The 24,770-nt window shown below is 49.8% G+C and carries 25 protein-coding genes; 12 read left to right on the top strand and 13 right to left on the bottom strand.

Annotated elements, in window-relative coordinates:
- Positions 1-19: 19 nt before the first annotated feature.
- The 3 genes from ACTTK7_RS03600 to ACTTK7_RS03590 all read right to left on the bottom strand — a co-directional run bounded on the left by ACTTK7_RS03600 (position 20) and on the right by ACTTK7_RS03590 (position 3,317).
- Complete coding sequence (locus tag ACTTK7_RS03600) at positions 20-886, bottom strand: MBL fold metallo-hydrolase (RefSeq protein ID WP_462865854.1); 867 nt, start codon at positions 884-886, stop codon at positions 20-22.
- 109 nt (positions 887-995) lie between these two features.
- Entirely contained in the window at positions 996-2,342 is a 1,347-nt protein-coding gene (locus ACTTK7_RS03595; RefSeq protein WP_462865852.1) for a sugar porter family MFS transporter, read from the bottom strand.
- A 132-nt stretch (positions 2,343-2,474) separates the two neighbouring features.
- A complete protein-coding gene (locus ACTTK7_RS03590) occupies positions 2,475-3,317 on the bottom strand; it encodes a lipoate--protein ligase family protein (protein ID WP_462865851.1) in 843 nt (280 codons plus the stop codon).
- A 241-nt stretch (positions 3,318-3,558) separates the two neighbouring features.
- On the opposite strand from ACTTK7_RS03590, the gene ACTTK7_RS03585 reads away from it, so the two are divergent.
- From ACTTK7_RS03585 to speB, 6 genes are all read left to right on the top strand, one after another.
- Positions 3,559-4,800, top strand: coding sequence for a dicarboxylate/amino acid:cation symporter (locus ACTTK7_RS03585; RefSeq protein WP_462865849.1), 1,242 nt, complete (start codon positions 3,559-3,561; stop codon positions 4,798-4,800).
- Between the two features lie 150 nt (positions 4,801-4,950).
- Positions 4,951-6,264: an HD domain-containing protein gene (locus ACTTK7_RS03580; protein WP_462865847.1), complete on the top strand. Its 1,314-nt coding sequence runs from the start codon at positions 4,951-4,953 to the stop codon at positions 6,262-6,264.
- Between the two features lie 70 nt (positions 6,265-6,334).
- A complete protein-coding gene (locus tag ACTTK7_RS03575) occupies positions 6,335-6,838 on the top strand; it encodes a YwgA family protein (protein WP_322525444.1) in 504 nt (167 codons plus the stop codon).
- Between the two features lie 52 nt (positions 6,839-6,890).
- Positions 6,891-7,439 (top strand): YwhD family protein, encoded by a 549-nt coding sequence (locus tag ACTTK7_RS03570; RefSeq protein WP_462865845.1) that lies wholly within the window; start codon positions 6,891-6,893, stop codon positions 7,437-7,439.
- A 61-nt stretch (positions 7,440-7,500) separates the two neighbouring features.
- Positions 7,501-8,340 carry a polyamine aminopropyltransferase gene (speE, locus tag ACTTK7_RS03565; RefSeq protein ID WP_462865844.1) on the top strand — a complete coding sequence of 280 codons (840 nt, stop codon included), beginning with the start codon at positions 7,501-7,503 and terminating at the stop codon, positions 8,338-8,340.
- Positions 8,341-8,342: 2 nt separating this feature from the next.
- Complete coding sequence (gene speB / locus ACTTK7_RS03560) at positions 8,343-9,218, top strand: agmatinase (protein ID WP_462865842.1); 876 nt, start codon at positions 8,343-8,345, stop codon at positions 9,216-9,218.
- A 56-nt stretch (positions 9,219-9,274) separates the two neighbouring features.
- Here speB and ACTTK7_RS03555 read toward each other — a convergent pair whose 3' ends face one another.
- Both ACTTK7_RS03555 and ACTTK7_RS03550 read right to left on the bottom strand, forming a co-directional pair.
- Positions 9,275-10,318, bottom strand: coding sequence for a cytochrome P450 family protein (locus ACTTK7_RS03555; protein WP_462865840.1), 1,044 nt, complete (start codon positions 10,316-10,318; stop codon positions 9,275-9,277).
- Complete coding sequence (locus ACTTK7_RS03550) at positions 10,312-10,488, bottom strand: hypothetical protein (protein ID WP_462865838.1); 177 nt, start codon at positions 10,486-10,488, stop codon at positions 10,312-10,314. The genes ACTTK7_RS03555 and ACTTK7_RS03550 overlap by 7 nt, the downstream gene beginning before the upstream one ends.
- Positions 10,489-10,657: 169 nt before the next feature.
- On the opposite strand from ACTTK7_RS03550, the gene ACTTK7_RS03545 reads away from it, so the two are divergent.
- A complete protein-coding gene (locus ACTTK7_RS03545) occupies positions 10,658-11,245 on the top strand; it encodes a hypothetical protein (protein WP_462865836.1) in 588 nt (195 codons plus the stop codon).
- An 18-nt stretch (positions 11,246-11,263) separates the two neighbouring features.
- Here the strand turns inward: ACTTK7_RS03545 and eutB are convergent, their stop codons facing one another.
- Positions 11,264-12,226, bottom strand: coding sequence for a hydroxyectoine utilization dehydratase EutB (eutB, locus tag ACTTK7_RS03540; RefSeq protein ID WP_462865834.1), 963 nt, complete (start codon positions 12,224-12,226; stop codon positions 11,264-11,266).
- A 138-nt stretch (positions 12,227-12,364) separates the two neighbouring features.
- Here eutB and ACTTK7_RS03535 point away from each other — a divergent pair, with 138 nt between their 5' ends.
- Positions 12,365-13,234 carry an NAD(P)-dependent oxidoreductase gene (locus ACTTK7_RS03535; RefSeq protein WP_462865832.1) on the top strand — a complete coding sequence of 290 codons (870 nt, stop codon included), beginning with the start codon at positions 12,365-12,367 and terminating at the stop codon, positions 13,232-13,234.
- 46 nt (positions 13,235-13,280) lie between these two features.
- Here the strand turns inward: ACTTK7_RS03535 and ACTTK7_RS03530 are convergent, their stop codons facing one another.
- The 4 genes from ACTTK7_RS03530 to ACTTK7_RS03515 all read right to left on the bottom strand — a co-directional run bounded on the left by ACTTK7_RS03530 (position 13,281) and on the right by ACTTK7_RS03515 (position 18,209).
- Complete coding sequence (locus ACTTK7_RS03530; RefSeq protein ID WP_462865830.1) at positions 13,281-14,756, bottom strand: MDR family MFS transporter; 1,476 nt, start codon at positions 14,754-14,756, stop codon at positions 13,281-13,283.
- Positions 14,753-15,634 carry a TetR/AcrR family transcriptional regulator gene (locus ACTTK7_RS03525; protein ID WP_462865829.1) on the bottom strand — a complete coding sequence of 294 codons (882 nt, stop codon included), beginning with the start codon at positions 15,632-15,634 and terminating at the stop codon, positions 14,753-14,755. The genes ACTTK7_RS03530 and ACTTK7_RS03525 overlap by 4 nt, the downstream gene beginning before the upstream one ends.
- A gap of 143 nt (positions 15,635-15,777) precedes the next feature.
- Positions 15,778-17,439: a putative ABC transporter permease subunit gene (locus tag ACTTK7_RS03520; protein WP_462865828.1), complete on the bottom strand. Its 1,662-nt coding sequence runs from the start codon at positions 17,437-17,439 to the stop codon at positions 15,778-15,780.
- On the bottom strand, positions 17,436-18,209 hold the full coding sequence (locus ACTTK7_RS03515) for an ABC transporter ATP-binding protein (protein ID WP_462865826.1): 774 nt from the start codon (positions 18,207-18,209) through the stop codon (positions 17,436-17,438). Before ACTTK7_RS03515 ends, ACTTK7_RS03520 begins: the two co-directional genes overlap by 4 nt.
- A 121-nt stretch (positions 18,210-18,330) precedes the next feature.
- Between ACTTK7_RS03515 and ACTTK7_RS03510 the strand changes: the two genes are divergently transcribed.
- Together ACTTK7_RS03510 and ACTTK7_RS03505 are read left to right on the top strand one after the other, a co-directional pair.
- A complete protein-coding gene (locus ACTTK7_RS03510) occupies positions 18,331-18,573 on the top strand; it encodes a hypothetical protein (RefSeq protein WP_022793068.1) in 243 nt (80 codons plus the stop codon).
- 18 nt (positions 18,574-18,591) lie between these two features.
- Positions 18,592-18,780: a hypothetical protein gene (locus tag ACTTK7_RS03505; protein ID WP_462865824.1), complete on the top strand. Its 189-nt coding sequence runs from the start codon at positions 18,592-18,594 to the stop codon at positions 18,778-18,780.
- 33 nt (positions 18,781-18,813) lie between these two features.
- On the opposite strand, the gene ACTTK7_RS03500 is transcribed toward ACTTK7_RS03505, so the two are convergent.
- The gene (locus ACTTK7_RS03500; protein WP_462865822.1) at positions 18,814-20,013 is read right to left on the bottom strand and encodes a DUF418 domain-containing protein; all 1,200 of its coding nucleotides are present in this window, start codon (positions 20,011-20,013) and stop codon (positions 18,814-18,816) included.
- 227 nt (positions 20,014-20,240) lie between these two features.
- Between ACTTK7_RS03500 and ACTTK7_RS03495 the strand changes: the two genes are divergently transcribed.
- On the top strand, positions 20,241-20,570 hold the full coding sequence (locus tag ACTTK7_RS03495; protein ID WP_462865820.1) for a hypothetical protein: 330 nt from the start codon (positions 20,241-20,243) through the stop codon (positions 20,568-20,570).
- A 534-nt stretch (positions 20,571-21,104) separates the two neighbouring features.
- On the top strand, positions 21,105-21,824 hold the full coding sequence (locus tag ACTTK7_RS03490) for a Na-translocating system protein MpsC family protein (protein ID WP_462865818.1): 720 nt from the start codon (positions 21,105-21,107) through the stop codon (positions 21,822-21,824).
- A gap of 64 nt (positions 21,825-21,888) precedes the next feature.
- Here the strand turns inward: ACTTK7_RS03490 and ACTTK7_RS03485 are convergent, their stop codons facing one another.
- Complete coding sequence (locus tag ACTTK7_RS03485; protein ID WP_462865817.1) at positions 21,889-22,857, bottom strand: S8 family peptidase; 969 nt, start codon at positions 22,855-22,857, stop codon at positions 21,889-21,891.
- A gap of 123 nt (positions 22,858-22,980) precedes the next feature.
- On the bottom strand, positions 22,981-24,696 hold the full coding sequence (locus ACTTK7_RS03480) for a bifunctional metallophosphatase/5'-nucleotidase (protein WP_462865816.1): 1,716 nt from the start codon (positions 24,694-24,696) through the stop codon (positions 22,981-22,983).
- Positions 24,697-24,770 lie beyond the last annotated feature (74 nt).

Genomic DNA, 24,770 nt, shown 5'->3' with positions numbered 1-24,770 from the left:
TCCGAAAGGTCCTTTTTTGTTACTGCCGCGTATCGTGCGTCTGCGTTTCCGGTACGGCTATGGTATCAAAATCGTCTGCAAGCTTTTGCAGCCCATCCCGCAATGTGCTGCCGCGAACCGGCATACCGTGGCCGGTGATTGCAGCAGCTGGCTCGAGTTTGTTTAGTTTTTCAACGGAGCTTTTAGCGGCCACCCAGTCCATTGTTAAATATTTCGGAGGACCGTGGATTTCGAGCTTTTGCGTCGTAACACGGGAGAGGGACTCCTGTTTTACAGTAACAAAAGCATCACCGGCGATGAGCGTCCGGTCGTCTTCACGAAACAGCGAGATGTGCCCCGGTGTGTGTCCCGGTGTGTGCAGCCATTTCCATTCGCTCAATTCAGGAACAGAACCGTCGGACGGAAGCGGCTGCACGAAATCTCCCAGGTTGACCGGCTCGTTTGGAAACCGTGGCGACATCTTCGCAACAAGGCCGCGGTCTACAGAGCTGTCCGCCTTTGGATAGGCTTTCTTTCCGGTCAGGAAAGGCATTTCCTCGGGGTGCGCATAGACAGGGACGTTCCATTTTTTTACGAGCTCCACCACTGTACCTATATGGTCAAAATGACCGTGCGTGAGTATGATTGCATTTGGTTTATTGTTTGTTCCGTATAAATCCTCGACAGCCTGAATCACTTTATCCGAGGATTTAGGCATGCCAGTATCCACTAGCACCCAGTTGTTGTTATTATCATGCTGCTCGATAGTACAGAGATTGACGATTTTATTTGTATAAGCGTGTACTCCCCGTGCTACCGTATGCTCCTTGCCGCTTTTCACCGAGGTCATCGGCAGATACTTGTCCGCCATTGGATTATACAGCTCTTCGTTCGTTTCCTCGCTCATTATTTTCCTCCTTCAGAAATAAGCATGTATGATACGTATTTCCTTGTCCCGGATAATTAAAACCGGAAAAAAGACGGACGCTCCTGCAAGCGCCCGTCTAAAAAAGCTTTTATGATTTGGAGGATAATCCTCCGCGAAGATCTTTTTCGATATCCTCGAGACTGCGTCCTTTGGTTTCCGGAATAAACCGCAGTACGAATAAAAAGGCAAGAACGCCCATGAAGGCGAAGATAACGAAAACCCAATTGATCCCTATAGAGCCTAATAGAATAGGGAACGTTAAGGAAACAATTAAGTTTGCCAGAGACAGTACGAGCGTTGTAATACCAGTAGCTGCACCGCGGGCTTTCATTGGGAAGAGCTCTGGAAGCATCACCCATACAACGGGGCCCCACGTGGCGGAGAAAAACATAATAAATACGCCAAGAAAGACCACGATCAGCCAGGCAATGGTAGTGGTGAGCTCTACACTGAACAGAATAATCGATAGCGCTGCGAGACTGCTGACCATACCTATATTTCCAGCCAAAAGCAGCTTTTTCCGTCCCAGCTTATCGATCGTTGCGATCGCGACGAGAGTCATTAACACGTTTACTGTACCGATACCAACTGTTCCAAGAATTGAAGCGGCATTACCGAGCCCTGCCTCCGTAAATATGGTTGGCGCATAATAAATAACGGAGTTAATACCAATCAGCTGCTGAAAGGCAGCGAGCAGACAGCCGACTACCAGCATTGGGCGCAGCCATTTTGCCTTCAGGAGATCGCCGGTGCCTTCTTCAATGTTTTCAATTTCCTTCATCTGTTTCATTTCATCTTCGATTTCTGACTGGTCGCGTGTTAAGCCCATGATATTCCGGGCTTCCTGTTCACGGTTTCTTTTGATCAGCCAACGCGGGCTTTCCGGCATAAAGATTACGCCTATCATAAGCAGAATCGCCGGCACGGCTGCTAGTCCGACCATCCAACGCCATCCTTCAATTGGAGTGAAGGCGTAGTTGATGATGTAGGCTAGTAAAATACCGAGAGTAACCATGAGCTGATTTAAAGACGAAAGAGCGCCGCGCTGACTTGTCGGAGCCATTTCCGATAAGTACACCGGAACGAGCGCAGTTGACCCCCCGACTGCAAAGCCGAGAATAATACGGCCGGTAATAAGTACAGCTGCGTTTGGAGAAAATGCAAGAATCAAAGAGCCGATTAAGTAGACGAGAGCAATTACAAATACGACCCGTCTTCGTCCGAACTTATCCGATACATAGCCGCTCAGGCCGGCACCAACAATAGCCCCTGCGAGCAGCGAGCTGACGACGACACCCTGCAGGAAGTCCGAAAGAGGAATGTCCTGATTAATGAAAATGAGAGCGCCGGATATAACACCGGTTTCATAACCGTACAATAGGCCGCCAAGGGCTCCAAAAAAGTATATCCAGCCCTTGCTTAAACCGTTAGACATCATATACCCACCTTTAATTTTTTGTCCTGAAGAGGTTCTTCCACGTTTGGGATCGTCCCAAACATTTCCATTTAGGAAAATCATAAGAAAACAGCCGCAAACAATACGTGTTTTTGGCTGTTTAAGGTTTTCCTATGAGCGTGGCTGGGTCGCTTTTTTGTTTCTTGCAAGCACCCGGTCGTAAAAATGCGCAAAACGGGACTGCTCGTCCTCTGTAAGCTGATCATCGTATACAGAAGCACCCAGGCGCTCTGCTGTGTGCTGGATCCGCCGGTTGATATCCTGAATGGAAAAAGCGGTGCCATACAGCTCTTCGAGAGAAGTCATGACAGAAGGAACAACGGCCGGCCAGGTGATCTTTGTTTCTGTTTCGTCATCAGTGGCACACTCGTAGAATTCCCGCAAAACTTCTGCGCGGGCAGCGCCGCTCCGGGTGACGGCCAGATAAATCTGCACCGCTGCGCCCCCTCTAATACGGCGCTGCGAAATTCCGGCAAATTTTTTCCCATCGATGCTTAAATCGTAGGAGCCCGGACAGTAGGAGCCGACGATTTCGTAAGCATCAATGTACCCCGGACTGTCGCCAAAAACCTCCTGCATAAATGACCACATCCATTCATAGCCGGCATGAATGGATGTGCCGCGTTCTTCTTTGAAAATGAGGGACAGATTATAAATTCCTTCATCAAGCACCACAGCAAGGCCGCCGGAATTACGTACAATAACTTCGTACCCCTGAGCCCGCAGATATTCAAGCCCGTCGGCTGCAGCCGGCAGCCGGGTGTCCTGGATACCCAGGACAACGGTGGGGGCATGGACCCAGGCACGCATAACAGAAGGGGAGGAACCCTCCCCAAGACTCACACAAAAATTATCATCAAAGGCAAAAGATTGCAATGGATCCATATTAATTCCAGTTACTGAATGATCGATCCACCGCCATTTTTTATCCGTAAAAATATCTTTCATTTCCATTTTTATGTACCCCGATTCTATTCATTTTCAATTTGACCGGTTTTATTATAACACTGCTGTTTCCATGTGAGATATTGCAGGCTGCTAAATAATAGAAGAAACCAGGATTTTTCCTTTCCAAACAGGGTCATGAACAGTATAATTACGGTATCTGCCTGAGAGAGTTTTTTAGTGGAGGGGCCCGAAAAACAACATAGAGAGAATATTCATAATATTTATATTTGAAAAGGGGGACCTTAACATGAACAAGAAATTGACGGTCTGGATTTTAATTGCGCTTGTTGCAGGTGTGATTGCCGGTATTATTTTGAGCTTTGGCCCGGACAGCGTCTACAATCCGCTGGATACATACGTGCTATATCCTGTCGGCGAAATTTTCCTTAATTTAATTACAATGCTCGTCGTACCGATTGTGTTCGTTTCCATTACACTTGGGGCTGCAGCTTTAAACCCAAGGGATCTCGGACGGATCGGGGGCAAGACGATTGCATTTTATCTTGTTACGACCGCGATGGCTCTCACCATTGGCGTTATTGTTGCTTACGTGCTTCAGCCGGGAGCCGGCGGGGATTTTGATATTCAAAACGCCAGCTACGAAGCAGAAGAAGCGCCTTCCATTACAGATACCCTGCTTGGAATTATTCCGGACAACCCGGTACAGGCGATGGCAGAGGCTAACATGCTCCAGATTATTGCCTTTGGTATCTTCATTGGTATTTCTCTTGCCATGCTTGGAGAGAAAGTATCGATGGTGAAAAAGTTTTTTGAGCAGTTGAACGATATTCTCATGTTTTTGGTTACGATTGTAATGTACACAGCTCCGTTCGGCGCGTTTGCGTTGATCGCTTCTGCTATTGGGGAAGCGGGACTGGATGGCCTTCAGTCCATTTTAATGTACGCGTTAGCAGTTATTCTGGCTCTTGTGCTGCAGGCAGCTATTGTATATACTCTTGCGATTTCTTTACTCGGGAAGGGCAACCCGCTCACCTTCTTTAAAGAATTCTTCCCGGCGATGGCCGTGGCCTTTAGTTTATCGAGTTCAAGTGGTACGCTGCCGATTTCGATGAGAATGGCCCAGGAGCGGCTGAAGGTAAGCAAGCCGGTATCAAGCTTCGTCCAGCCGCTCGGTTCAACGATTAATATGGATGGTACGGGCATCATGCAGTCTGTGGCGGCAGTATTTATCGCGCAGGCGTACAGCATCGATCTTTCGTTTACTCAGGTGATTGTTATTATTCTGACGGCGACTCTGGCCAGTATCGGGACTGCCGGTGTTCCAGGCGTTGGTCTGATCATGCTTTCGCTCGTGCTGACCCAGGTCGGACTGCCGGTGGAGGGCATCGCCCTGATTATTGGTGTCGACCGTCTGCTGGATATGCTCCGGACTTCCCTGAACGTGACAGGCGACGCCGCTTGTGCGTTCGTCATCGACCGTTCGGAAAAACGAAAACGGGGCGAAGAGATAGAGCATATTGGAAAGTAATGATCTTAAATAGGTACCGGCGGCATATGCTGCCGGTATTTTTTATGGCTGCTTTTTTGCTAAGCCAGGAAAGAAATTGCTATAATAATAGTATTGGAATATACGATCAGCGGGCCCGCTGAAACAGAGACGGAAAGGAACGCAATGACCATGCCGGTTGGGAATAAGAAGCTTCCAGAAGAAAAAGTATTTAAGGATCCGGTCCACCGCTATATTCATATCAGCGATGAACTTATATGGGATCTGGTGGGGACAAAAGAATTTCAGCGGCTGCGCCGTGTCCGCCAGCTTGGAACGACGTTTCTGACGTTTCACGGAGCGGAGCATACCCGCTTTAACCATTCCCTGGGCGTGTATGAAATCATGCGCAGGATTATCGAGGTATTTGAAGGCCGTCCACACTGGAATGGGGACGAGGGGCTGCTTTGCCTGAGTGCGGCGCTTCTCCATGATATCGGCCACGGCCCGTTTTCCCACTCGTTTGAAAAGGTGTTTAATACAGACCATGAAGAATGGACGCGCCATATTATTCTGGGTGATACAGAAGTGAATACCGTTCTCCGGCGGATGGGCGGGGATTTTCCCCAGCAGGTCGCAGACGTGATAGAAAAAACCCATCCGAATAAACTGATTGTCAGCATGATCAGCAGCCAGATTGATGCGGACCGGATGGATTATCTGCAGCGGGACGCCTTCTACACCGGGGTCAGCTACGGTCATTTTGATATGGAGCGTATACTCCGTGTTATGAGGCCGACAGAAGACCAGGTGGTTATTAAGGCAACCGGGATGCATGCGGTCGAGGACTACATTATGAGCCGGTACCAGATGTACTGGCAGGTGTATTTTCATCCGGTAACGCGGAGCGCGGAAGTGATACTGACAAAAATTCTGCAGCGCGTCAAAGACCTTAAAAACGAGGGCTATCCGTTTAAATATCCCCCGGACCATTTTGAAAGCTTTTTCCGCGGCGCCATTATGCTCGAGGATTATCTGGACCTCGACGAGTCGGTCGTTATGTATTATTTTTTGATGTGGCAGAAGGAAGAAGATGCGATACTTCAGGATTTGTGCCGGCGCTTTATGAACAGGCGGCTGTTTAAATATGTGGAATTTGACCAGCACTTTATGATGAATGAATGGCTTCGTCTGCAGCAGCTGTTTGCAGATCTCGGTGTGGATCCTGCGTATTACCTGGTCGTCGATTCTTCGTCGGATCTGCCGTATGATTTTTACCGGCCCGGCGAGGAAGAGGACCGGGTGCCTATTCATCTTTTGATGCCGGACCGCCGTCTTCGTGAATTGTCGAGAGAGTCGGATGTGGTAGAGGCGATTTCGGGTAAAAAGCGGACCGACCATAAATTATATTACCCATCAGAGATTCTTGAAGAGCCCGGGCAGGAAGACACGAAGCAGCAGATTAAGGACATACTTCATTTAAAATTAGGGAAAGTAGAACGGTGATTCCGCCGTCCTTCCGGTGAAGCCGGAAGATACATAAAGAAAGCAGCAGAAAGGGAGGGGGCGCGGCATTATGCTACCGGATCACGCTAAGATTATGGCCCTGCTTGAGGATACAAAAGAAGTTATTGGACGAAAAAAACTGCAGAAAATCGTATATATTGGAAAAAAGCTGAACCTTCCATTTCAGGAAAAATACACATTTCGTATGTACGGCCCTTATTCAGAGGAATTGACGCTCCGGCTCGAAGAACTGTGTGGTCTCGGCCTTATCACCGAGTGTAAAGAAACAAAATCCGGCTACTATCAGTACCGGTATGAGCTTTCGGAAGATGGAACTTCGTTTTTGGAGAAATTCCCGCTCGACTGGCCATCTGAGCGTGCAAAGCCTGTGCTTCAAAGTCTGAACAGCCAGAGCGCCCGTTTTTTAGAGCTTGTATCCACCATGCTTTATTTTGATCACCTGTCCAAAGAAGCGGTGGAAGCCCGGGTGGCCGAGCTGAAAAAAAGCCAGAATTACCGCCCGGAGGAATTCGAGGAAGGCTGGGAATATATCGAATCGTTGCAGAATCAGTAAGAAAACAGGTACGATAAGGGTAAGGAACAATTAAAGGAGGAGCTTTTTACGAATGAGTGAATTCAGTAAAGACAATAATAAAGGCGCTGAAAAGAAACGCGGCAGCCAGTTTAATATTCTAAGCGGGGACGCTACGAAAGGGGACGGCGGCTTTAACGCCGGCGCCCTCAGTCTCGACAATGTGACCCCCGTTTTCATCGACCCGGCCGAAGACGCAGCTTTTATTGACATGGGGGCACTGCACGCCAGATCCGAACCGGAAAAACGGGTGAAGTTCGGCCCGGATAAAAGCAGCGTGCCGGATGGCAAGCTGTACTGGCTCGTATGGGTATCGACGGAGCAGGGTGAAAACGGCCCGTTTTACGCCGGTCTCGGTGCCTGCGAAATGCTCGTGGACAAAAAAGCCCGCCGTGCGTACAAAAGTATGCCGGAGCATGTGAACAACTTGGATAAAGCCATTAAAGGGCGCATCGCAATTGCGCACATGGATGAGCATTCCCGCTACATTCTGCAGGAATATTTAAAAGCATTTAACCGGAACATGTGGGACAATTCGACAGAAGAGCTGTATGAGGCCTTCCGCGGAGCAGCGGAGCAATAAAAAACAGGACGTGCGGGGATATTTCCCGCACGTTTCGTATGTGAAAAGAGGAGGAACGGCTATGGAAACGTGGTTTACAGAAAAACAAACGGAGCATTTTGGCATTACGGCCCGTGTTACGAAAACGCTGCATTCCGAGCAGACCGATTTTCAGCAGCTTGACGTAGTGGAAACAGCGGAGTTTGGGAATATGCTGCTGCTTGATGGTATGGTGATGACAACAGAAAAGGACGAGTTCGTCTATCATGAAATGATGGCCCACGTACCGCTTGCAGCTCATCCCGAACCGAAGCATGTGCTGGTGGTCGGCGGCGGTGACGGAGGCGTTATCCGGGAAGTGCTGAAGCATCCTTCAGTTGAGGCAGCCACGCTTGTAGAAATCGACGGCCAGGTGGTGAAGTATTCAAAAAAATACCTGCCTTCCATCGCCGGGGCGCTTGATGATCCGCGGGTGGACGTGCAGGTGGCTGATGGGTTTATGCATATCGCGGAAAGTGACGCCGCGTATGACGTAATTATGGTGGACTCCACGGAGCCGGTCGGCCCGGCGGTGAAGCTTTTTGAAAAAGGCTTTTACGAAGGCATTCACCGGGCGTTAAAGGAGGACGGGCTCTTTGTCGCCCAGACAGACAATCCGTGGTTTCACGCGGACCTGCTTCATACCGTATATAACGACGTAAAGGAAATATTTACTCATACTGATGTATATACCGCAAATATTCCTACGTATCCGAGCGGGCTTTGGACTTTTACTATCGGGTCGAAGCAATACAGACCCAAAGAGGTGCATCGCAGCAGGGCACAAGCGCTGGATACTCATTACTATACGGCGGAAATACATGAGGCTGCATTTGCGCTCCCGGCTTTTGTGCAGCGGGGCCTTGAGCGGAAGGGGGAGTGACAATGAACGCCTTTGATCCGGCTTATACTGGAAAGGTATTTATCGGCAGCTCTGCTTCCTACGAGGAGAGCAGCGCAGTGCTGTACGGCATGCCGATGGACTGGACGGTCAGCTTCCGTCCGGGCTCCCGCTTTGGGCCGAACCGGATCCGGGAGAACTCTATCGGCCTTGAAGAATACAGTCCCTATCTGGACAGGCATTTAGAGGACTATTCGTATCACGACGCAGGGGATATGATGCTTCCGTTTGGAAATCCGTCCAAAAGCATAGAGATTATTCAGGAGACAGCATCGCGTTTGTTTGCGGATGGCAAGTTCCCTCTCGGCATAGGCGGAGAGCATCTGATTACCTGGCCGATTATGCAGGCGGCCTATGCGCATGACCCGTCCGTTGCTTTTATCCACATTGATGCGCATACGGATCTGCGTGAGGATTATGAAGGGGAACCCCTGTCCCATGCCACCCCGGTGCGGAAAATCTGCGAAAAAATAGGACCGGAGAATGTGTACTCCTACGGAGTGCGCTCCGGGGAAAAGGAAGAGTTCGACTACGCCCGTACGTCCGGTATGCACTTCTCCCCATTTGAAGTAGCGGAGCCGCTGCGACGGGATTTAAAAGAGCTTCACGGGCGTTCGGTATATGTGTCGATTGATATCGACGTTTTAGATCCGGCGTACGCCCCGGGCACAGGCACGGCGGAAGCCGGCGGCATAACATCAAAGGAGCTGCTCGAAGCCATTCACGTGATTGCCGCCTCAGACGTTAATGTAATCGGAGCCGATATTGTAGAAATTTCACCGCCGTACGACAGCGGCGACCAGACTGCCATTGTGGCCGGAAAGTGCATTCGGGAAATGCTGCTTGGCTGGACGAAATAAAGGCTTAAGATCATCAAAAAGGCCGGGAAGCCTCGTAGGGCTTTCCGGCCTTTTATTTACGTCAGACGAACGGGAAGCTCTGTAAGTCCGCGTATGAGTATGCCTGGCCGCCATTCCAATTCAGCAGGAGACGCATCCAGCTGGAGTTCGGGGAAGCGTTCAAGCAGCGTATTCACAGCGACTTCAGTTTCGACTCTGGCAAGCGGCGCCCCGAGGCAGAAGTGCATGCCTTTACCAAAAGCAAGGTGTTTGCTCTGACCGCGGGTGATATCAAAAACATCCGGATCTTCAAATGCTTCCGGATCGCGATTAGCCGCATCAAGCGCGACGAGGACATGATCTCCCATGTTGATCATTTTTCCCTGGAATTCAATTGTTTCAGAGGCCCAGCGGTCGGTGCTGAATTCCACCGGTCCCTCGAAGCGGAGCATTTCTTCAATGGCCGGGCGGATGCGCTCGGGCTGCTGCTGTAACGTGCGCATCTGATCCGGATGGGTCATCAAAGCAAACAAGCCGTTTGCGATAAGGTTTACCGTCGTTTCATGGCCGGCGATAATGAGCAGCGAAACGACGCCGTAAAGCTCCTGCTCGGATAGACGGTCACCTGCCTCTTCTGCCTGAATGAGCTTACTCACCATATCATCGACCGGCTGCTCCCGCCTGGTGGCTATCCAATCCCGGAGATAGGCGGTGAATTCCTCCGTGTGCTGCTGAATTTTTTCGGCTTTTCCGGAATCATTGGAGGCTTCGACGAGGGTATTGGACCAGGTGCGGAATTTATCTCTGTCCTCGCTTGGCACACCGAGCATTTCGCAGATAACAATGATAGGAAGCGGAAAGGCGAAATCGTCGATAATGTCGATCCGGGAGCGGTCCTGCATATCATCGATCAGCTCATTTGCAATCTCTGTAATCCTGCCCCGGAGCTCTTCGATCATTTTCGGTGTAAACGCCTGCTGAACAAGTCCGCGCAGCCGTTTATGATCCGGGGGGTCTGCAAAAAGCATATTTTGGGAAAAAATATTTTTCTGTGCTTCGGCGCGCTCTTCTTCATTTAAAAAGACAGTGAAATCCTTAATGAAGCGAGTGTCCTTCAGCACAGCGACAGCATCCTCGTACCGGGTGAGACGATCCAGGCGTAATGGCCATCGGGCATTAAGGCCTGATGCACCGGGTCGTGCTGCTGGAGAGAGTGAAAGGCGGGGTACGGGTTCTGGTTAAAGGCGTGGGTGAATAAGCCGGCATCTTTGCTGCTGAACTCATTATTCATTGTAATCGCCTCCTTTATAGTAGGCTTGACAAGGAAGTATTCGTGCATTTTAAAAAAACGGGGACAGGTTAATAATATTCCCGTTTTTCCGAAAGCGTCATCATTGTTGTTTGAAGAAGAAACAATTAGAATGTAGGAAAATCCATCCTTTGCGGAGGTATAGCGAAATATGATCTATCATGAATGGAATCGTAAATGGAACGAACTCGAATGCCGCCGTCTATACCGCAACGATGATTTAGAAAAGGATAAATACGGATATATTGCCTGGGAGCGGGAGCTTCCGTTTTTTAAAAGCTATCGCAGCCGCGCGTTCTACGTAGCCGATACGCCCCGCTATATTGAACAGCGGGCTGCCGCGGAAGAACAAAAAGCGAAAGTGCTCACGCGCCGTTTTCCGGAAAAATTCCGGGAGCAGAAAGAGGCAGCCGACCGGCTTATCCGGGCAGATTACCGGCTGCTGCTTTACCGTCGCCTGTATGAAGGAAGGGTGCCGTACGTATTAATGTCTCCCCGGCAGATGGACGCGTGGCTGCAGAAGGAAGAAGCATTTCAGCTGCAGTTGACAACGTTGGCTAATGAAGAGGGCCCGCTTCAGAGCCTTTCTTTTTTAAAAAAGCGGATGGGGAACAAAAACTACCGTAAATGGTTCGCACAGCGCCGAAAGGAATGGGAAAAAATAAAGAAGCAGGACGCCATGGATCTGCTGTCCCTCTCTCCATACCGTTCGCGCCAGCGGGAAGAAAAGAAAATATAGCTGCAGGCAGCGTCCTGTTTAAATATACGGAGCAACGGCTTCGCGGTGCGTGTGCACGTCCACACTGCTGCCGGAAACGATGAGGACAGTGGGACCGTTAACGGAGACGAGTCCGTCTAAAAGGGCACCGGCGCCGACAGCGGCTGCTCCCTCGACGACCATTTTATGCTTATCGTATAAAAAGGCCATGCCCCGGGCGATTGTGTCTTCATGCAGCCGGAGGCGCTGGTCGGCGTAGCGCTGGACCATGGAAAACGTATACTGGTTTTCGAGACCAATACCTCCGAGCAGGCTGTCAGCAAGTGTTGGTGCCTCCGGAACGATCGTTGGCTTGCCGATATTCAGGCTCTCATCCATAGCAGCTCCTTCCCGGAGGGACAGACCGATAAGCTCAAGATCAGGAATTTGTTCCTTCAGGGCAAGACCGAGGCCGGACAGCAGACCGCCGCCGGAAAGGCCTGTGAGCACGTGCTTCACGGAGGGCAGATGCTCGATGATTTCTAGTCCCATTGTTGCCTGTCCGGCGATGATCGAAGGATGGTCAAAAGGGGGGATAAGAGTCAGTCCCTCCTCTTCGACGAGGCGGGCGCTGACTTCTCCGGCTTCGTCCTGGCCGCTGCCTTCCACATGAAGCTCAGCGCCGCTTGCTTTGAGCGCCTCGACTTTATTTGCCGGTACGTTTTCTGACACACATACGACAGAGCGGATGCCGAGCAGGGCTGCTGATGTCGCTACGGCAAAGCCGTGATTACCGGTGGAAAATGTGACCACGCCCTGGTCCCGCTGCTCCGGAGACAGAGAACGAATCATGTTAGTTGCCCCTCGGAGCTTGAAGGAGCCGGTGACATGCATTTGCTCGAGCTTTAAGTATACGGGCTGGCCTGCAATATTTGTCAGTGGCTGGGAGAAAAGGAGCGGCGTTTCCGGAAGTACCGGACGTAAACGCTGCCTTGCTTCCCAGGCATCCTGAAGTGTTAACATAGAATCATCTCCTGCATTTATAATTATACTTATTTAAACATAGGCAAAGAAGCGAAAACAATAAGCTCTGGCGGACGTTTGCCAGATTGCGGACAGGGAACACCTAAATAGAAGCGTGCGTAGAAAGGATGAATGAGTGTGAGAGTTGGGTTTATTGGAACAGGAATTATGGGCTCAAATATGGTAAAAAATTTAATGGAGGCCGGAGAGAAGGTTACGATTTACAACCGGACCAAGCAGAAGGCGCAGCACCTGCTCGATGCAGGCGCGGGGTGGCGGGAAACACCGAGAGAACTTGTTTCCAAAGTGGATGTCGTATTCACGATGCTGTCGAACCCTGAAGCCGTAGAGGAAATCGCGAACAGCGTGGATGGCCTGTTTGCCGGCGAAACGAGCCGGAAAATCTGGGTGGACATGAGCACCGTTAACCCCGGCTTTACCCGGCAGATGGCTAAAACCGCAAAAATGAAGGAAATGCGCCTGGTGGATGCACCGGTATCCGGATCCAAGGGGCCTGCTGAAAAGGGAGAGCTGGTGTTTCTTGCCGGCGGCCGTGAGGAGGACGTACAAAAAGTACAGCCGCTTCTCGAAATTATGGGTAAAAATGTCCATTACATGGGAGGCACTGGAAGCGGATCCGCGATGAAAATGTCCGTCAACTTAACGCTGATGCATGCCATGACCAGCTTATCAGAAGGGCTGCACGCAGCAGAAGGACTGGGACTTAATAAGGAGCAGGCGCTTGATGTGCTGCTTCAGGTGCCGACGACGGCACCTGCGGTGGCAGGAAAGCGTGACATGCTTCTGAGCGGCAGCTATGAAACCCAGTTTCCATTGAAGCATGCCTACAAGGATTTGCATCTGCTCGAGGAATCAGCGTACCAGGCGGGAATTTCCCTGCCGGTTACCGGGTCTGTGCGGGAGGCGTATGCGCTCGCGAAGCAGTATGGTATGGGTGATGAAGACTTTGCGGCGGTGTATAAGCTGCTGGCAAAAGGAAGCGAATAAAAAATCCCCGGGAGGCCGTTTTTTTCAGGCCTGCCGGGGATTTTTGCTATTTAGCGGGAGCGTTGCTCTGCTGTTCTTCGTTTGCCTGGCGGGTCATTTCCTTTTCTTCTTTCGGTGAGCTTAAGAAAAGGGAAAGAATCAGAGCGACAAAGGCAAGAGCCGTGCTTCCCATAAAGGCCCACTCAAACCCGGCTACCTGCGCGAGCTGGGGAGCCGCCTCTGCGGAGGTCGAAGCGTCAGGCTGATACTGCTGGGCTCCCAGAGCAACAAAGGTCACCAGGAGGGCTGTACCGATAGAGGCGGAAATCTGCTGCAGCGTATTCGCCATCGCCGAGCCGTGGGCGTACCATTTCATCGGCAACTGGTTTAACGCTGATGTCATGACCGGCATCAGTGCGCAGGCGAGTCCGAACATGCGGATGGCATATACAATGGTTAAATACGTAAACGATGTTTCAAGCGAAAGATTCGTAAACATAAAGGTCGTGATGGTAACAATGGAAAGCCCGGTAATGGCAAGCCATTTCGCACCGAAGGCATCAAACAGACGGCCTGTAATCGGCGACATAATCCCAATCACAATGGCGCCCGGCAAAAGCATCAATCCGGACTCCAGCGGTGTAAAGCCTAACACATTCTGCATGAACAGCGGCAAAAGCGTTTCTGCGCCTATTAATGAAATCAGAACAGCCATAGTGATACCGATGGCGAGACTGAATATCTTAAACTGAAACACGCGGAATTCGAGCATTGGCGACTTTAATGTAAACTGACGCCAGACGAATAATCCGATAATAAGGGCACCGACAATCACGGCGGTGAGAACGACCGGGCTGCCCCAGCCGCTTTCAGAAGCTGTTCCGAATCCGTACAAAAAGGAGCCGAACCCAAAGGAAGAAAGAATGATGGACAATACGTCGATCTTTGGACTGCCCAGTTCGGTTACGTTTTTCAAAAAGATAGCCCCGGTAATGATCGTCAGCGCGACGATTGGAAGCACGGTAATAAACAGGGCTCTCCACGGAAAGTGCTCGAGTAGAAAACCGGAGAGCGTTGGGCCGATAGCGGGGCCAAACGAAATAACGATCCCGATCATGCCCATCGCTGTGCCGCGGCGTTCCACTGGAATAATGGCCAGAAGCACCGTCATTAACAGCGGTAGCATAATGCCGGAGCCGGATGCCTGGATGACACGGGCAAAAAGAAGTACCGGAAATGACGGAGCAATGGCAGCAACAGCGGTACCGGTGCCGAATAAGCCTATAGCGGTCAAAAACAGCCCTCTGGTCGTAAAGCGTTCAATTAAAAATGCAGAGATTGGAATCATAATACCGTTTGTCATTAAGAAGGCTGTCGTCAGCCACTGAACGGTTCCCTGGGTAACCCCGAGAGCGTCCTGAATGGAGGGCAGGGCGGTGGCAAGCAGTGTTTCGTTAATAATTCCCATAAAGGCGCCAAGCAGCAGGGCAGTAATCATAGCTGCCTTCTGCCCGGTGGGAATGTCCCAAGATGAAGAACTCATAGTACGTGTTTCTCTCCTTTCCATGCGCTCCATTTTGCACTCAGCTTCTGCGTGTGCGTATGGAGATCCGCGTGGTGCTGCAGCTGATGCAGTAAAGCATCGATCAAAAACTCTCTCGGTATTTCTGCTTTGAACTCTTCGTAAATCATTTCAGTTGTCTGGAGCGTTTTTTCAGGCAGGTCGCCCTGCGTGTGCCGGGCTTTTACAAACAAAAGCAGTGCTTCGGCTTCGCAGCGGACGCTTTCCATACCCTGTATGGGCTCGTCTCCTCCAGCCCATCCTCTCGGAAGCTGGGGATGGAGATCGCTGTCATCCTTAACAATGGAATGGAGCCTCTCGACAATGAATGCAGATAACTGGTTCAACGGCAGGGCGGAAATATGCCAGGTCATAAGGGTTAAATAGGAGTGCATGATTCCTTCGAGAATGACAGCCAGATCACTAACGTACGGACGTACGCGGGGGCCAAAGGCTTCCAATAGTGATTGCTCATGCCATTCCTGAAAAAAGCGGCGCATACGGTTTAAGTAGTTGGAAATTTTGTTTTCCGTATGAGGAGGAAATTCTGTGAAAAGCATCTGAAACAGCGGGCGGTACTCCGTGAATTTCTCCAGCTCAATGCGTATTTTCCCCTCAAGCCGCTTGAGTTCCGGCTCATGTTGGGTTCCCTGATAGTTTTCGGCCTCGTGAAGCATGTTTTCATGCACTTTGCGGAGCAGCTCTAAAAGCATCGTTTCCTTGGAATCAAAATGCTTATAAAAGCCGCCTTTGGATATGCCGCAGGCCGCTGTAATGTGCTGGATGGAGGTGGAGTGGAATCCCTGCTTCACAAACAGCTGCAGTGCTGCTTCCAAAAGCTCATCCTTACGCTCTGCCATGCAGTTTTCGACCCCCTTTTGACTATATGGTTACTTTTGGTGAACGTTTAGTCACAAAGAGTATCGTAGCATTTGCCGTGTAGAGAATCAAGTAATGAGCTTAGAGATTTTAACACAAAAAAGCTGCCGGACTCCCGGCAGCTTTATGGATCTAAATAATCAACACCACGCTCTGTGAGCTCTTTTGTTCCATGGCGCAGATGGAGGTAGACGATTAGGAGTGCAATTCCAGCGGCAGACAAAAGCCCGCCGGCTCCCAGAAGGCTGATCCATTGCCACGGGGCTGTATTCCATAAGGGAAGAAAAGCCGGCTCCGGGCCGTGCCATTTTGAGTGCAGGGACATACCGGCACTTAAAAGCATCCAGGCAGGGATGAAAAAAAGCAGAAGGTACAGAACGTTGAGAAAGAAGGAGACAACTCCTGTATCGAACCGCACCCGCTTTTGCGGGTTTTTTTCATTGTACGTTCCACCGGCCGCCCCGGCCCACACACCGGAAGCCGCGGCAACCGCTGTGAGGGAAAGCGTCAGCACAAGTCCGGCGAAAAACAGTACGATGTTCCACCTAAAGAGCATAAAGGTGATCAGTTCAAGTGCAGCAATTGCCGTTCCTGTCATGACCCAGTGGCCCAGAAATTTTCCGGTGACAATCTGCCGGGGAGTTACCGGAAGCACCCGCAGCATCCAGCGGGAGTCGCCCTCCCGTCCAAATGAGGCCGCGGCAAACTGCTGCAGACCGAGCAGAATGGCAGGCCCGAGCATAACGTGCACACTGCTCCAGGCAGAGGCAGGATTTGCCCAGGGGGAAGCAAGTGCCGATCCGCTCCCAAAGAAATTAATGAACATTAAAATAAGAATAAGGGCAAATGTGAAGCAGGTGGTCCATTCCTTAGGATTTCTCTGCACGGACCGCCATTCTTTAAAGGCAATGGCATAGGGAACAGGCCGGGCTGCCCCGGGCCGGGCCGATTTGATTTTGTTTCCTGCGGGCTCGGTGGCCCGCTGCCAGGAGGAAAAATAGTGTTTTTCCACGAACCACAGGGAGGCGAGGCTTATGACCGCCAAAGCTCCGAGACAGGCCGCTGTAAAAATGGCTCCCGCGCCCTCCCCCTGAAAAGAAGTGAAAAGAGCGGCTGCCGCCGGCTGCGTGGGCAGCCATACGGGAGCTGCTTCAATGGTAAGAGATGTGTTATCGTTTTGCATAATGATGTTTGGCATCTGCGCAGCCAGAACGAACAGCGCTGCAGATATGAAGCTGATTACAGTAGTCAGCTGCTGGGCGCGTTGAGCCGGCAGAATGTAAACCAGAAATAAATTCAATAGAAACGCCAGGCCTGCTCCAAAAACAGACAGGCCGAAAAAAAGAAGGGTAGCGGCCGGATAAAACAGAAGGTGGGCTCCCGAAACGGCCCCGATAATAATGCTGAGTCCGGTTAACAATAAAAAGGAAAGCAGAGGGAACCCGGCCCACCCGGTGAAAAACTGCATAGCAAACAGATGCCTCGAGCGGATGGGAAGAGTGAATAAAAACTCAATATCTTTGGAGCCGAACAACAATTGAAAGGTGCGCGGCATGGTCACAAAGGTGATGACAGCCATGATGCTCAGCAGCAGGTAAACAACGACCGCATGCAAGCTTTCCGGAGAGAAAATGTCCCCGGCCGCGGCCATGCCGAGACCAAAGGGAATCATAATGAGCAGGGCCAGGGCTGTCAGAGTGATGTATAATACTTTCCGTCCGGGCGGCAGAGACTCGTACTGATGACGCATGGTTTTTTTCTGATAATACCAGAGCGTTTGTATCACGGAATCTTCCCTTCAGGGCCTTCGGCTTCCTGCTGCTCTGTCATGCGCAAAAAGACATCCTCCAGTGAACCCCCTGCATGACTGGCATGCTCCTGCTTAAGCGCCTCGGGGGTGCCTGTCTGCAGAAGCCTCCCCTGATGAATGATTCCGACCCGGTCACAGAGCTGGTCAGCAACGTCAAGCATATGAGTGGAGAAAAAAACGGCAGTACCCTCTGCTGCGGTTTCACGCAGAATGGCCCGGAGGTCGCGGGAGCTCTTCGGATCGAGCCCGACTGTAGGTTCGTCCAGAAAAATAACAGACGGCTGGTGAATTAGCGCCCCGGTTAAAGCTATTTTCTGCTTCATGCCATGGGAATACGTCTCCATTAACCTGCCGGCGCTTTCTGTTAAATCAAACCGGTGCAGCAGCCCCTCTGCATGCTCTATCCATATATTTTTGTCGAGTTTAAATACAGAAGCAATAAACTGAAGAAATTCCCATCCTGTGAGCTTTGGATAAATATCAGGTTTATCAGGCAGATAGGCAAGCTGCTGCTTTGCTTCGAGTGCCTGACTTTTAATCGATTTGCCATGAATGTATCCGTCTCCGCTGCTTGGTTCAAGCAGGCCGGCGAGCATTCGCATCGTCGTTGTTTTACCGGCCCCGTTTGGTCCGAGAAAGCCAAATATTTCATGAGCATGGACATCGAAACTCAATGGGTGTACGGCAGTGGCCCCTTTAAATTGTTTTGTCAGCTGGTTAACTTCTACTGCGGGAGAATCATGCATGTCGGGCCCTCCTTTGTATGATATGCTGTGGAAAAGATGAAAAGACATGTTCATCATAAATGATATAGAAAATAATGGAAATTATAAAAAGTGTACCGTGTAAGGAGGCAGAGAGACTGAAATGACCTACGAAGAACTGGCGGATAGACTGGACCGCACGTCTGACGGTGAAATGATTGGTTTTTTGATGGTGCCAAAAGCGCACCGGAAGCAACAGAAAAAAGTGAACAGCTATTTAAAGGAACGATACGCTGCATCTGATTCCGATTCCTTAAAAGACATTGTGGAGCACTTTTGTGAAGAAAACCTGGAACCTGGGGAGAGCCGGGAAATTGAGTTTTATCCAACGGAAAAATTAACCTAGCCAAACGGGGGAGACGCATTGAAACCGAAAACAGTGATGAATCTGGCTACGCTTATTAACGGCATCGGCGTATTTTTATTTATTTTAGCCAGTGTCCCAAACTGGATTCCCGCGATTTTATGTTTGTTTGGGTGCACGCTGCTTGTGTTTCGCAAGCAGGCAGCAGACTGGTGGAATAAAAACATTACTAAAGAACCGGAAAAGTGAAGGCAGCTGCGCTTGAGCGGCTGCCTTTTGGATTCACGTCGTACGGGCGTAGGTCCATTTGCGCCACAGGTATTCCATTGGCCCCTGGGAAAATTTCTTCACATACCAATGGCTGCCGGCGAGCTGGAGAATATAAATGATTAACGCTGCAGTAAACCCGCCAGTAACAGAAACCTCCCCGAACAGCCCCAGGCCGTAGCCATGAAATAAGAGAACAGCAATAACAGTCTGCAGCAGGTAGTTTGTTAAAGCGAGTCTCCCCATGGAGGCGAACGGAAGCAGAAGCCGGCGCAGGCCTGGTTTTTTTACGGCCAGCACAAAGGACGACACGTAAAACAGCATCATCACCGGTCCGGCGATATAATTCAAACCATCTCCGAGCCCGGTGCTGAGGCCGCCGGGAAGGGCTGTCCATTCCTGTTTAAATGCTGTAACAACAGCATTTAGGATAAGGCCAAGCCACAGACTGTGTATCCAGAGACGCTTCCATGATTTTATATGGGAGGCGGCTTCTGTAAACATACTCCGGCGTCCAAAATAAAAGCCTAGAAGAAATAATCCAAGAATGAAGGGCACAGAAAACGGAAGCTGCAGCAGGACGAATACGACTTCATTACTCAGCCGGTAGGATAAAATATCGCTGTAGGAGCCGTTTCTCATTACAGAAATCCCCGAAGCAACTGACTGCTCGGCGGAGGCTCCGGGATTCATTGAGGCAGTACCCACGGAGGCTGCAGTTAAAAGAAGCGTCATAAAGAATCCCGAAGCAAGGATAAGCCCGAGAGCCCATGCTAAAACTGCTTTACTGCTTCTATAAATAAGCATAAGCAGAAAGAAGCCAGTCACCGCGTATAAATGAAGGATGTCGCCTGACCATAAAAATACGAGGTGAATCATACCGATAAACAGCAAAAAAAGAATCCGGCGCTGAAAGATACGGTCAGCGGAAAGGTTTTTTTCTACCAGACGCTTGTGGAACATATAAAATCCGAGCCCGAATAAAAAAGAAAACAGAGGATAAAATTTTCCGATCACAAAAAAGTCCAGCAGCGTATTAATAGTTTGATCGGCTGCTGTGGTCTCCGTTAGGCTGGTATTTACCATGTCTGCGTACTGGCTGAAGCCTAAAGCCTTAAAGGCAGCCATATTTGCCAGTATAATGCCGAGCAGGGCAAAGCCTCTCAGCATGTCGATCGTATGTATACGTTCTTTTAGAGATACCGCCTGGGCCATCTGATTTCCTCCTTCTTAGGAACTGGATCCAGTATACCAAAACTACGTACAGAGAAAGAAAAGGTTGCGGTAATTCTTTAAAGAAAGATTACACGGGAAAAAATGAGGGTAGTAAAGAGGTATGGAAAATATGTTATTTCTCTACAGCTCTGTATAAAGTTAAATACACAGGGCTTTTATTCATAACTAACCATCAATCAAAGTAAATAAAGAAAAGGAGAGATACATTGAGAACAATAGAAATAAATATTCTGGAAGATGAAATGCACGGCACGATTGATGAAACACACAAGTTCACGTTCAGAAAAATGGAAAACCGGTCCAAAAAAACATTTCCTTTTGGTTTATTTAAAGGACATGCAAAGAAAAACTCGAATGCTGCTTATCTTGAGATCTATCAGGAAGAAAAGCGGGTGCTTTACTGGGAGCTTGAAGATTTTCAGGATAAGGATTCCCTTGTGTTTACCCGGGAAGGACTGCTTGAGGAAGGGGAATGGAAGCCAGAGGAACTTACGCTTGAAGGACTTCGCGTAGAATTTTACGAACCGGAATTATAACGCTTTGTACATAACAGGAATCAGCTTCTAAGACTAATACCTCTACGTCCTTGTTATGGTAATTTTGATATTTTACCACCATATGGGAAGGGTTTGATGCTTAGTTTTTTGATTGGACTGCTGATCGGAGCTGTTTTTTCCGCCGTGATTTTTTTTATAAAAGCCCAGCGTAATGTACGTGTACAAAGCCAACAGGAAATTGTCCCCCGGCTGCTCGCCAGTGAACGCAGGAATCGTTTCGATGTACGGAGTATGAGGTAGATATGGCAAAAGGGCCGGCGCTGCAAAAGTGTCCGGCTTTTTAACTGGGCTTCTTTAATAAAAACGCAGGTTAAACGCATGTTATTAAAATTAAACGATTGAACGAAGCGCCGGGGTGGGAATGTAGTAATAGGATATCATTTATCAAGGTGATATTTGTGGGCACAACGGCCGGCCTTCCCGGGGAGGCCGGCCTTTATTTTGCAACTAATATATAGATCTTTTTTTAAGATCTTTAAATTTAGCCGGGATATATTAAGAGGAGGAGAGGGCATGGCGGAAAAACACTCAAGTGAAGATCTGCAGGAGCAACAGAAGCAGTTGGGAAGCTACCTTGGAAAGCTATTAAGGGATCACTTTGGGAAGGGGCCTGAATCGGTCTACGTCAGCATTGATCCTCATTGTATCGTAATGCATATCCGCAAATTTCTTTCGCCGATGGAGCAGGTAATCATGGGGCAGAGAAACCAGGAAGCCGTGGAAGAGCTTAGGGAGACGATGATGGAGCAGATTCTTCCTGAAGTGAAGCATTATCTTTCAAGGATCGCAGATATAGACGGCTGGGAGTTCTATTTTGACTGGAATATTGAAAACCGGTCGGGTATGATTACTGCCTTGAACTCGCAGGAGTTAAAGATTGAAAAAGAAAAAAAACGACCGGAATACGAAGAAAATATTAAAAGAAAAGTGAATGACGTCAGTGCCAAAACAGAAAAAATTCCTGATGATATCGCAATGTACCAGATTAATGAACGAACATTAATAGCGGCACGGACAGGTATTTTAATTCTGATCGAAAAGGAATTAATCAACCTGGGTCACGGAGCGAATCTGAAAACGGCGAAGCGCCACCTGGAAAAACAGCTGCTAAACGAAATACGCTTCGATCGTCTGTTCGGAGCGAAGGTACATGATATTTTCGTAGACTGGGATTTTGATAATGACACAAGCGTTGTGGTATTTGTCACGGATCCCGTGCCGGAAGCGAAATAGCTGTATTATATATGTAAGGTCATGCCGGATGTGCGGCATGACCTTCTTTGTGTCCGCTGCAGGATTAACGCACGACGGCTTCACTTTGAATTATCTGGGCAAGACGTTTAACAGTACCGAGCATCAGCAGGCCGCTGCCTTCTGCGCTCAATGGATAGCCGAGAGGAACAGTACGGCGGAGCAGCTGGGCATACATCTCCGGCTCGGAAATTCGCCGGCCAAAGCCTGCTTCCGCCCAGTTGGTTACAAGGGCAAGGGCGCCGGAAACATGAGGAGCTGCCATGGAAGTGCCGCTCAGCCTGGTATAGGAGCTCCCCACATACGTAGATAAAATCGAAGCCCCCGGCGCTGTGAGATCAATTTCATCGTTGGTATTTGTAAACGGGGTCAATTCGTTGGAAAAGTTGACCGCCCCGACCTGAATAACTTCATTATAGGCGCCGGGATAGGCAAACTCTTCAGTATCAACGTCCCCGTCTCCTTCATTTCCAGCGGCGCAGACAACAGCAATATCGGCCGCAACTGCTTCTTTAATGGCCGCTTGGAGCTCAGGAACGTCCTGTGGACCGCCGAGAGACATACTGATCACACGCACCCGTTCCCCGTTGCTGCCGCGCCAGGAGACAGCGTAGCGGACGGAGTCGATAATTCCCTGCATGCTCCCGCTTCCTGATCCATTCAGTGCTTTTAAAATCAGAAGTCTGGCCTTAGGCGCAACTCCGGCTATACCGAAGCCGTTGTCGGCGGCGGCGATAGTGCCGGCCACATGAGTGCCGTGCCCGTTATTGTCTTCAATAATCGCTGGATTCCCCCGGTAGTCGCTGGTGAAATTGCGCCCGCCGATAATTTGTTGCTGCAGATCAGGGTGATCTGTCTGGCAGCCGGTATCAATAACTGCGATAACATTGCCCGCTCCCTGAGACGTTTCCTCCCATTGCGGCGGTGCTTCGATCATTTCCACTCCACCCGGCACGTAGGATGCGGCAGAGAGACCGCTCTCTTTTCGGAACGGAACTAAAGATACATAGCTCATAATAATGCCTCCTCATCAGGATGTATTAGCGTTTCCTGTTATGAAAAGGCATGATCAAAAGAAAAAGTAAACCACTGAAAAAATCAGGACCGGGCTTCCCCAGTCCTGAAGGATGTTACATTATTACTCTGCTTGAGCCTGATCGATGCATTCCTTTGCCGGCTCTGCTGCAGCAGGAACTTCTACATCTTTGCCGTTTTTATACTTTTGAAGTACAGAAATCAGCTGGCCGCGGTTAAGGCCGGAGTCATTTTTGTTTGGATTGCCGTTTGGCACCATTTCATGCACTTCATCGATAATACACTCTTTTGTGACATTTTCAACGGGAGCTTCCGGTTCTTCAGCGGCTGGTTCTCCGACTTCAAGGCTGATCCGCCCCTCTGTTTCATAATCCACGGCACCTTCTGTTTCCATTAAGAATTCAGCATAGGTGATCATGCTGTTGGTCACAAGTCCGGCATCAGGCTGGATAATCTCCCCTTCGAAATTATAGCCGTCCCCGCCGTCCGCGAGGAAGTTTGGCAGCGCGACCGAGTAGGTTTCCGTGCTTTCGACCGGCTCTCCGTCAATAGTGAGTTCGGCTCCGTTAAATGCACCGTCTTCGGTCGTATAAATGGTATAGTTCAGTCCGGAGGTCTGCAGGTCCACCTGCTCCCCGCGGTTGTAGGACTGCTCAATTACATTTTTAAGAGCTTCCCCGGTCATATTCATTTCAACGATATTATTTCCAAATGGTTCAATGGAGTAAATATCTCTTGCAGTAATATCTCCAGGATCGATGCCAGCCCGCAGGCCTCCGTTATTATAAACGGCAACGTCTGTATCTGTTGTGTAGCGCATGGAATCAGTCCAGAAGTTACCAAGCGGAGCGTCTTCCTCATAGCGGCTGTCTCTCGACAGGCCAGTATTTGTTTCCCCAATGACTTCTCCCAGCAGTTCATCTGCTTCCGCTATATAATCATCCGCCTTCGCCTGAACATCTTCATTCACCGCTTCTATGCTTTCGATGTCGTGCAACTGCCCTTCAGTATTTGTTACTTCTCCGGTTTCATCATCAATGGTAAAGGTCAATTCTCCGATAAAATCGAGGCTTGAGCCTGCCTGGACAATAGGCGTGCCATTCACAACGGCCGGCTCTTCAAGGACGGTATGCGTATGGCCGCCAATAATGGCATCAAAAAAGTCCACGTCCTCTGCGAGCTGCTCATCCTCGCTGTAGCCTATGTGAGTAAGGCCGAGAAAAAGGTCTGCATCTTCTCCGAGACCTTCGTATGTCTCTGCCACCCCTGCATAATCATTGTCAAAGCTGAGGCCACCGATGCCATCAGGCGCTGTGGCAGGTGGTGCCTGAGTCAGTCCAAGAAGCGCGATATCGATGCCGTTAACGTTAATTTCATCATAGGCTGCGGGTTCTTCAATAGGAATCGAGCTGTCTTCAATGGATGTATTAGCACTGATCCAGGTGAAATCACTGTCTGATTCATTCTGAGCGAAGACTTCCTGGCCGTAATCGAATTCGTGGTTGCCGATCGTCATCGTTTCAAGTCCGACATCGTTCATTAAGTCGACCATCGGAGCGCCGTCCTGCAGATCAACTACAGGGTCACCGCTGAAAATATCTCCGGGGCTGACAAACACGACGTGATCAGATTCTGCTTTCTTCTCATCAATGTAGCCAGCAAGCTTTCCCATATCCTCAATGGATGAATGGATGTCATTGGCATGGATGACTGTGACTTCCTTTTCCCCCTCTGCTGCCCCGGCACTGGCTGCGGGCAGTACGAAAGCAGCGGCAGAAGCGCCGGCGGCAATCCCCCATCGTAAATATGAATTGTTCATGCAATCCCCCCTGATATGTATAAAAGAACTATTTAAAATGTAAGAAAATTTTGATCTTTTGCCAATAAGCAGGA

This window comes from Marinococcus tarijensis (assembly GCF_054971385.1).
This window is presented reverse-complemented; position numbering and strand designations above follow the sequence as displayed.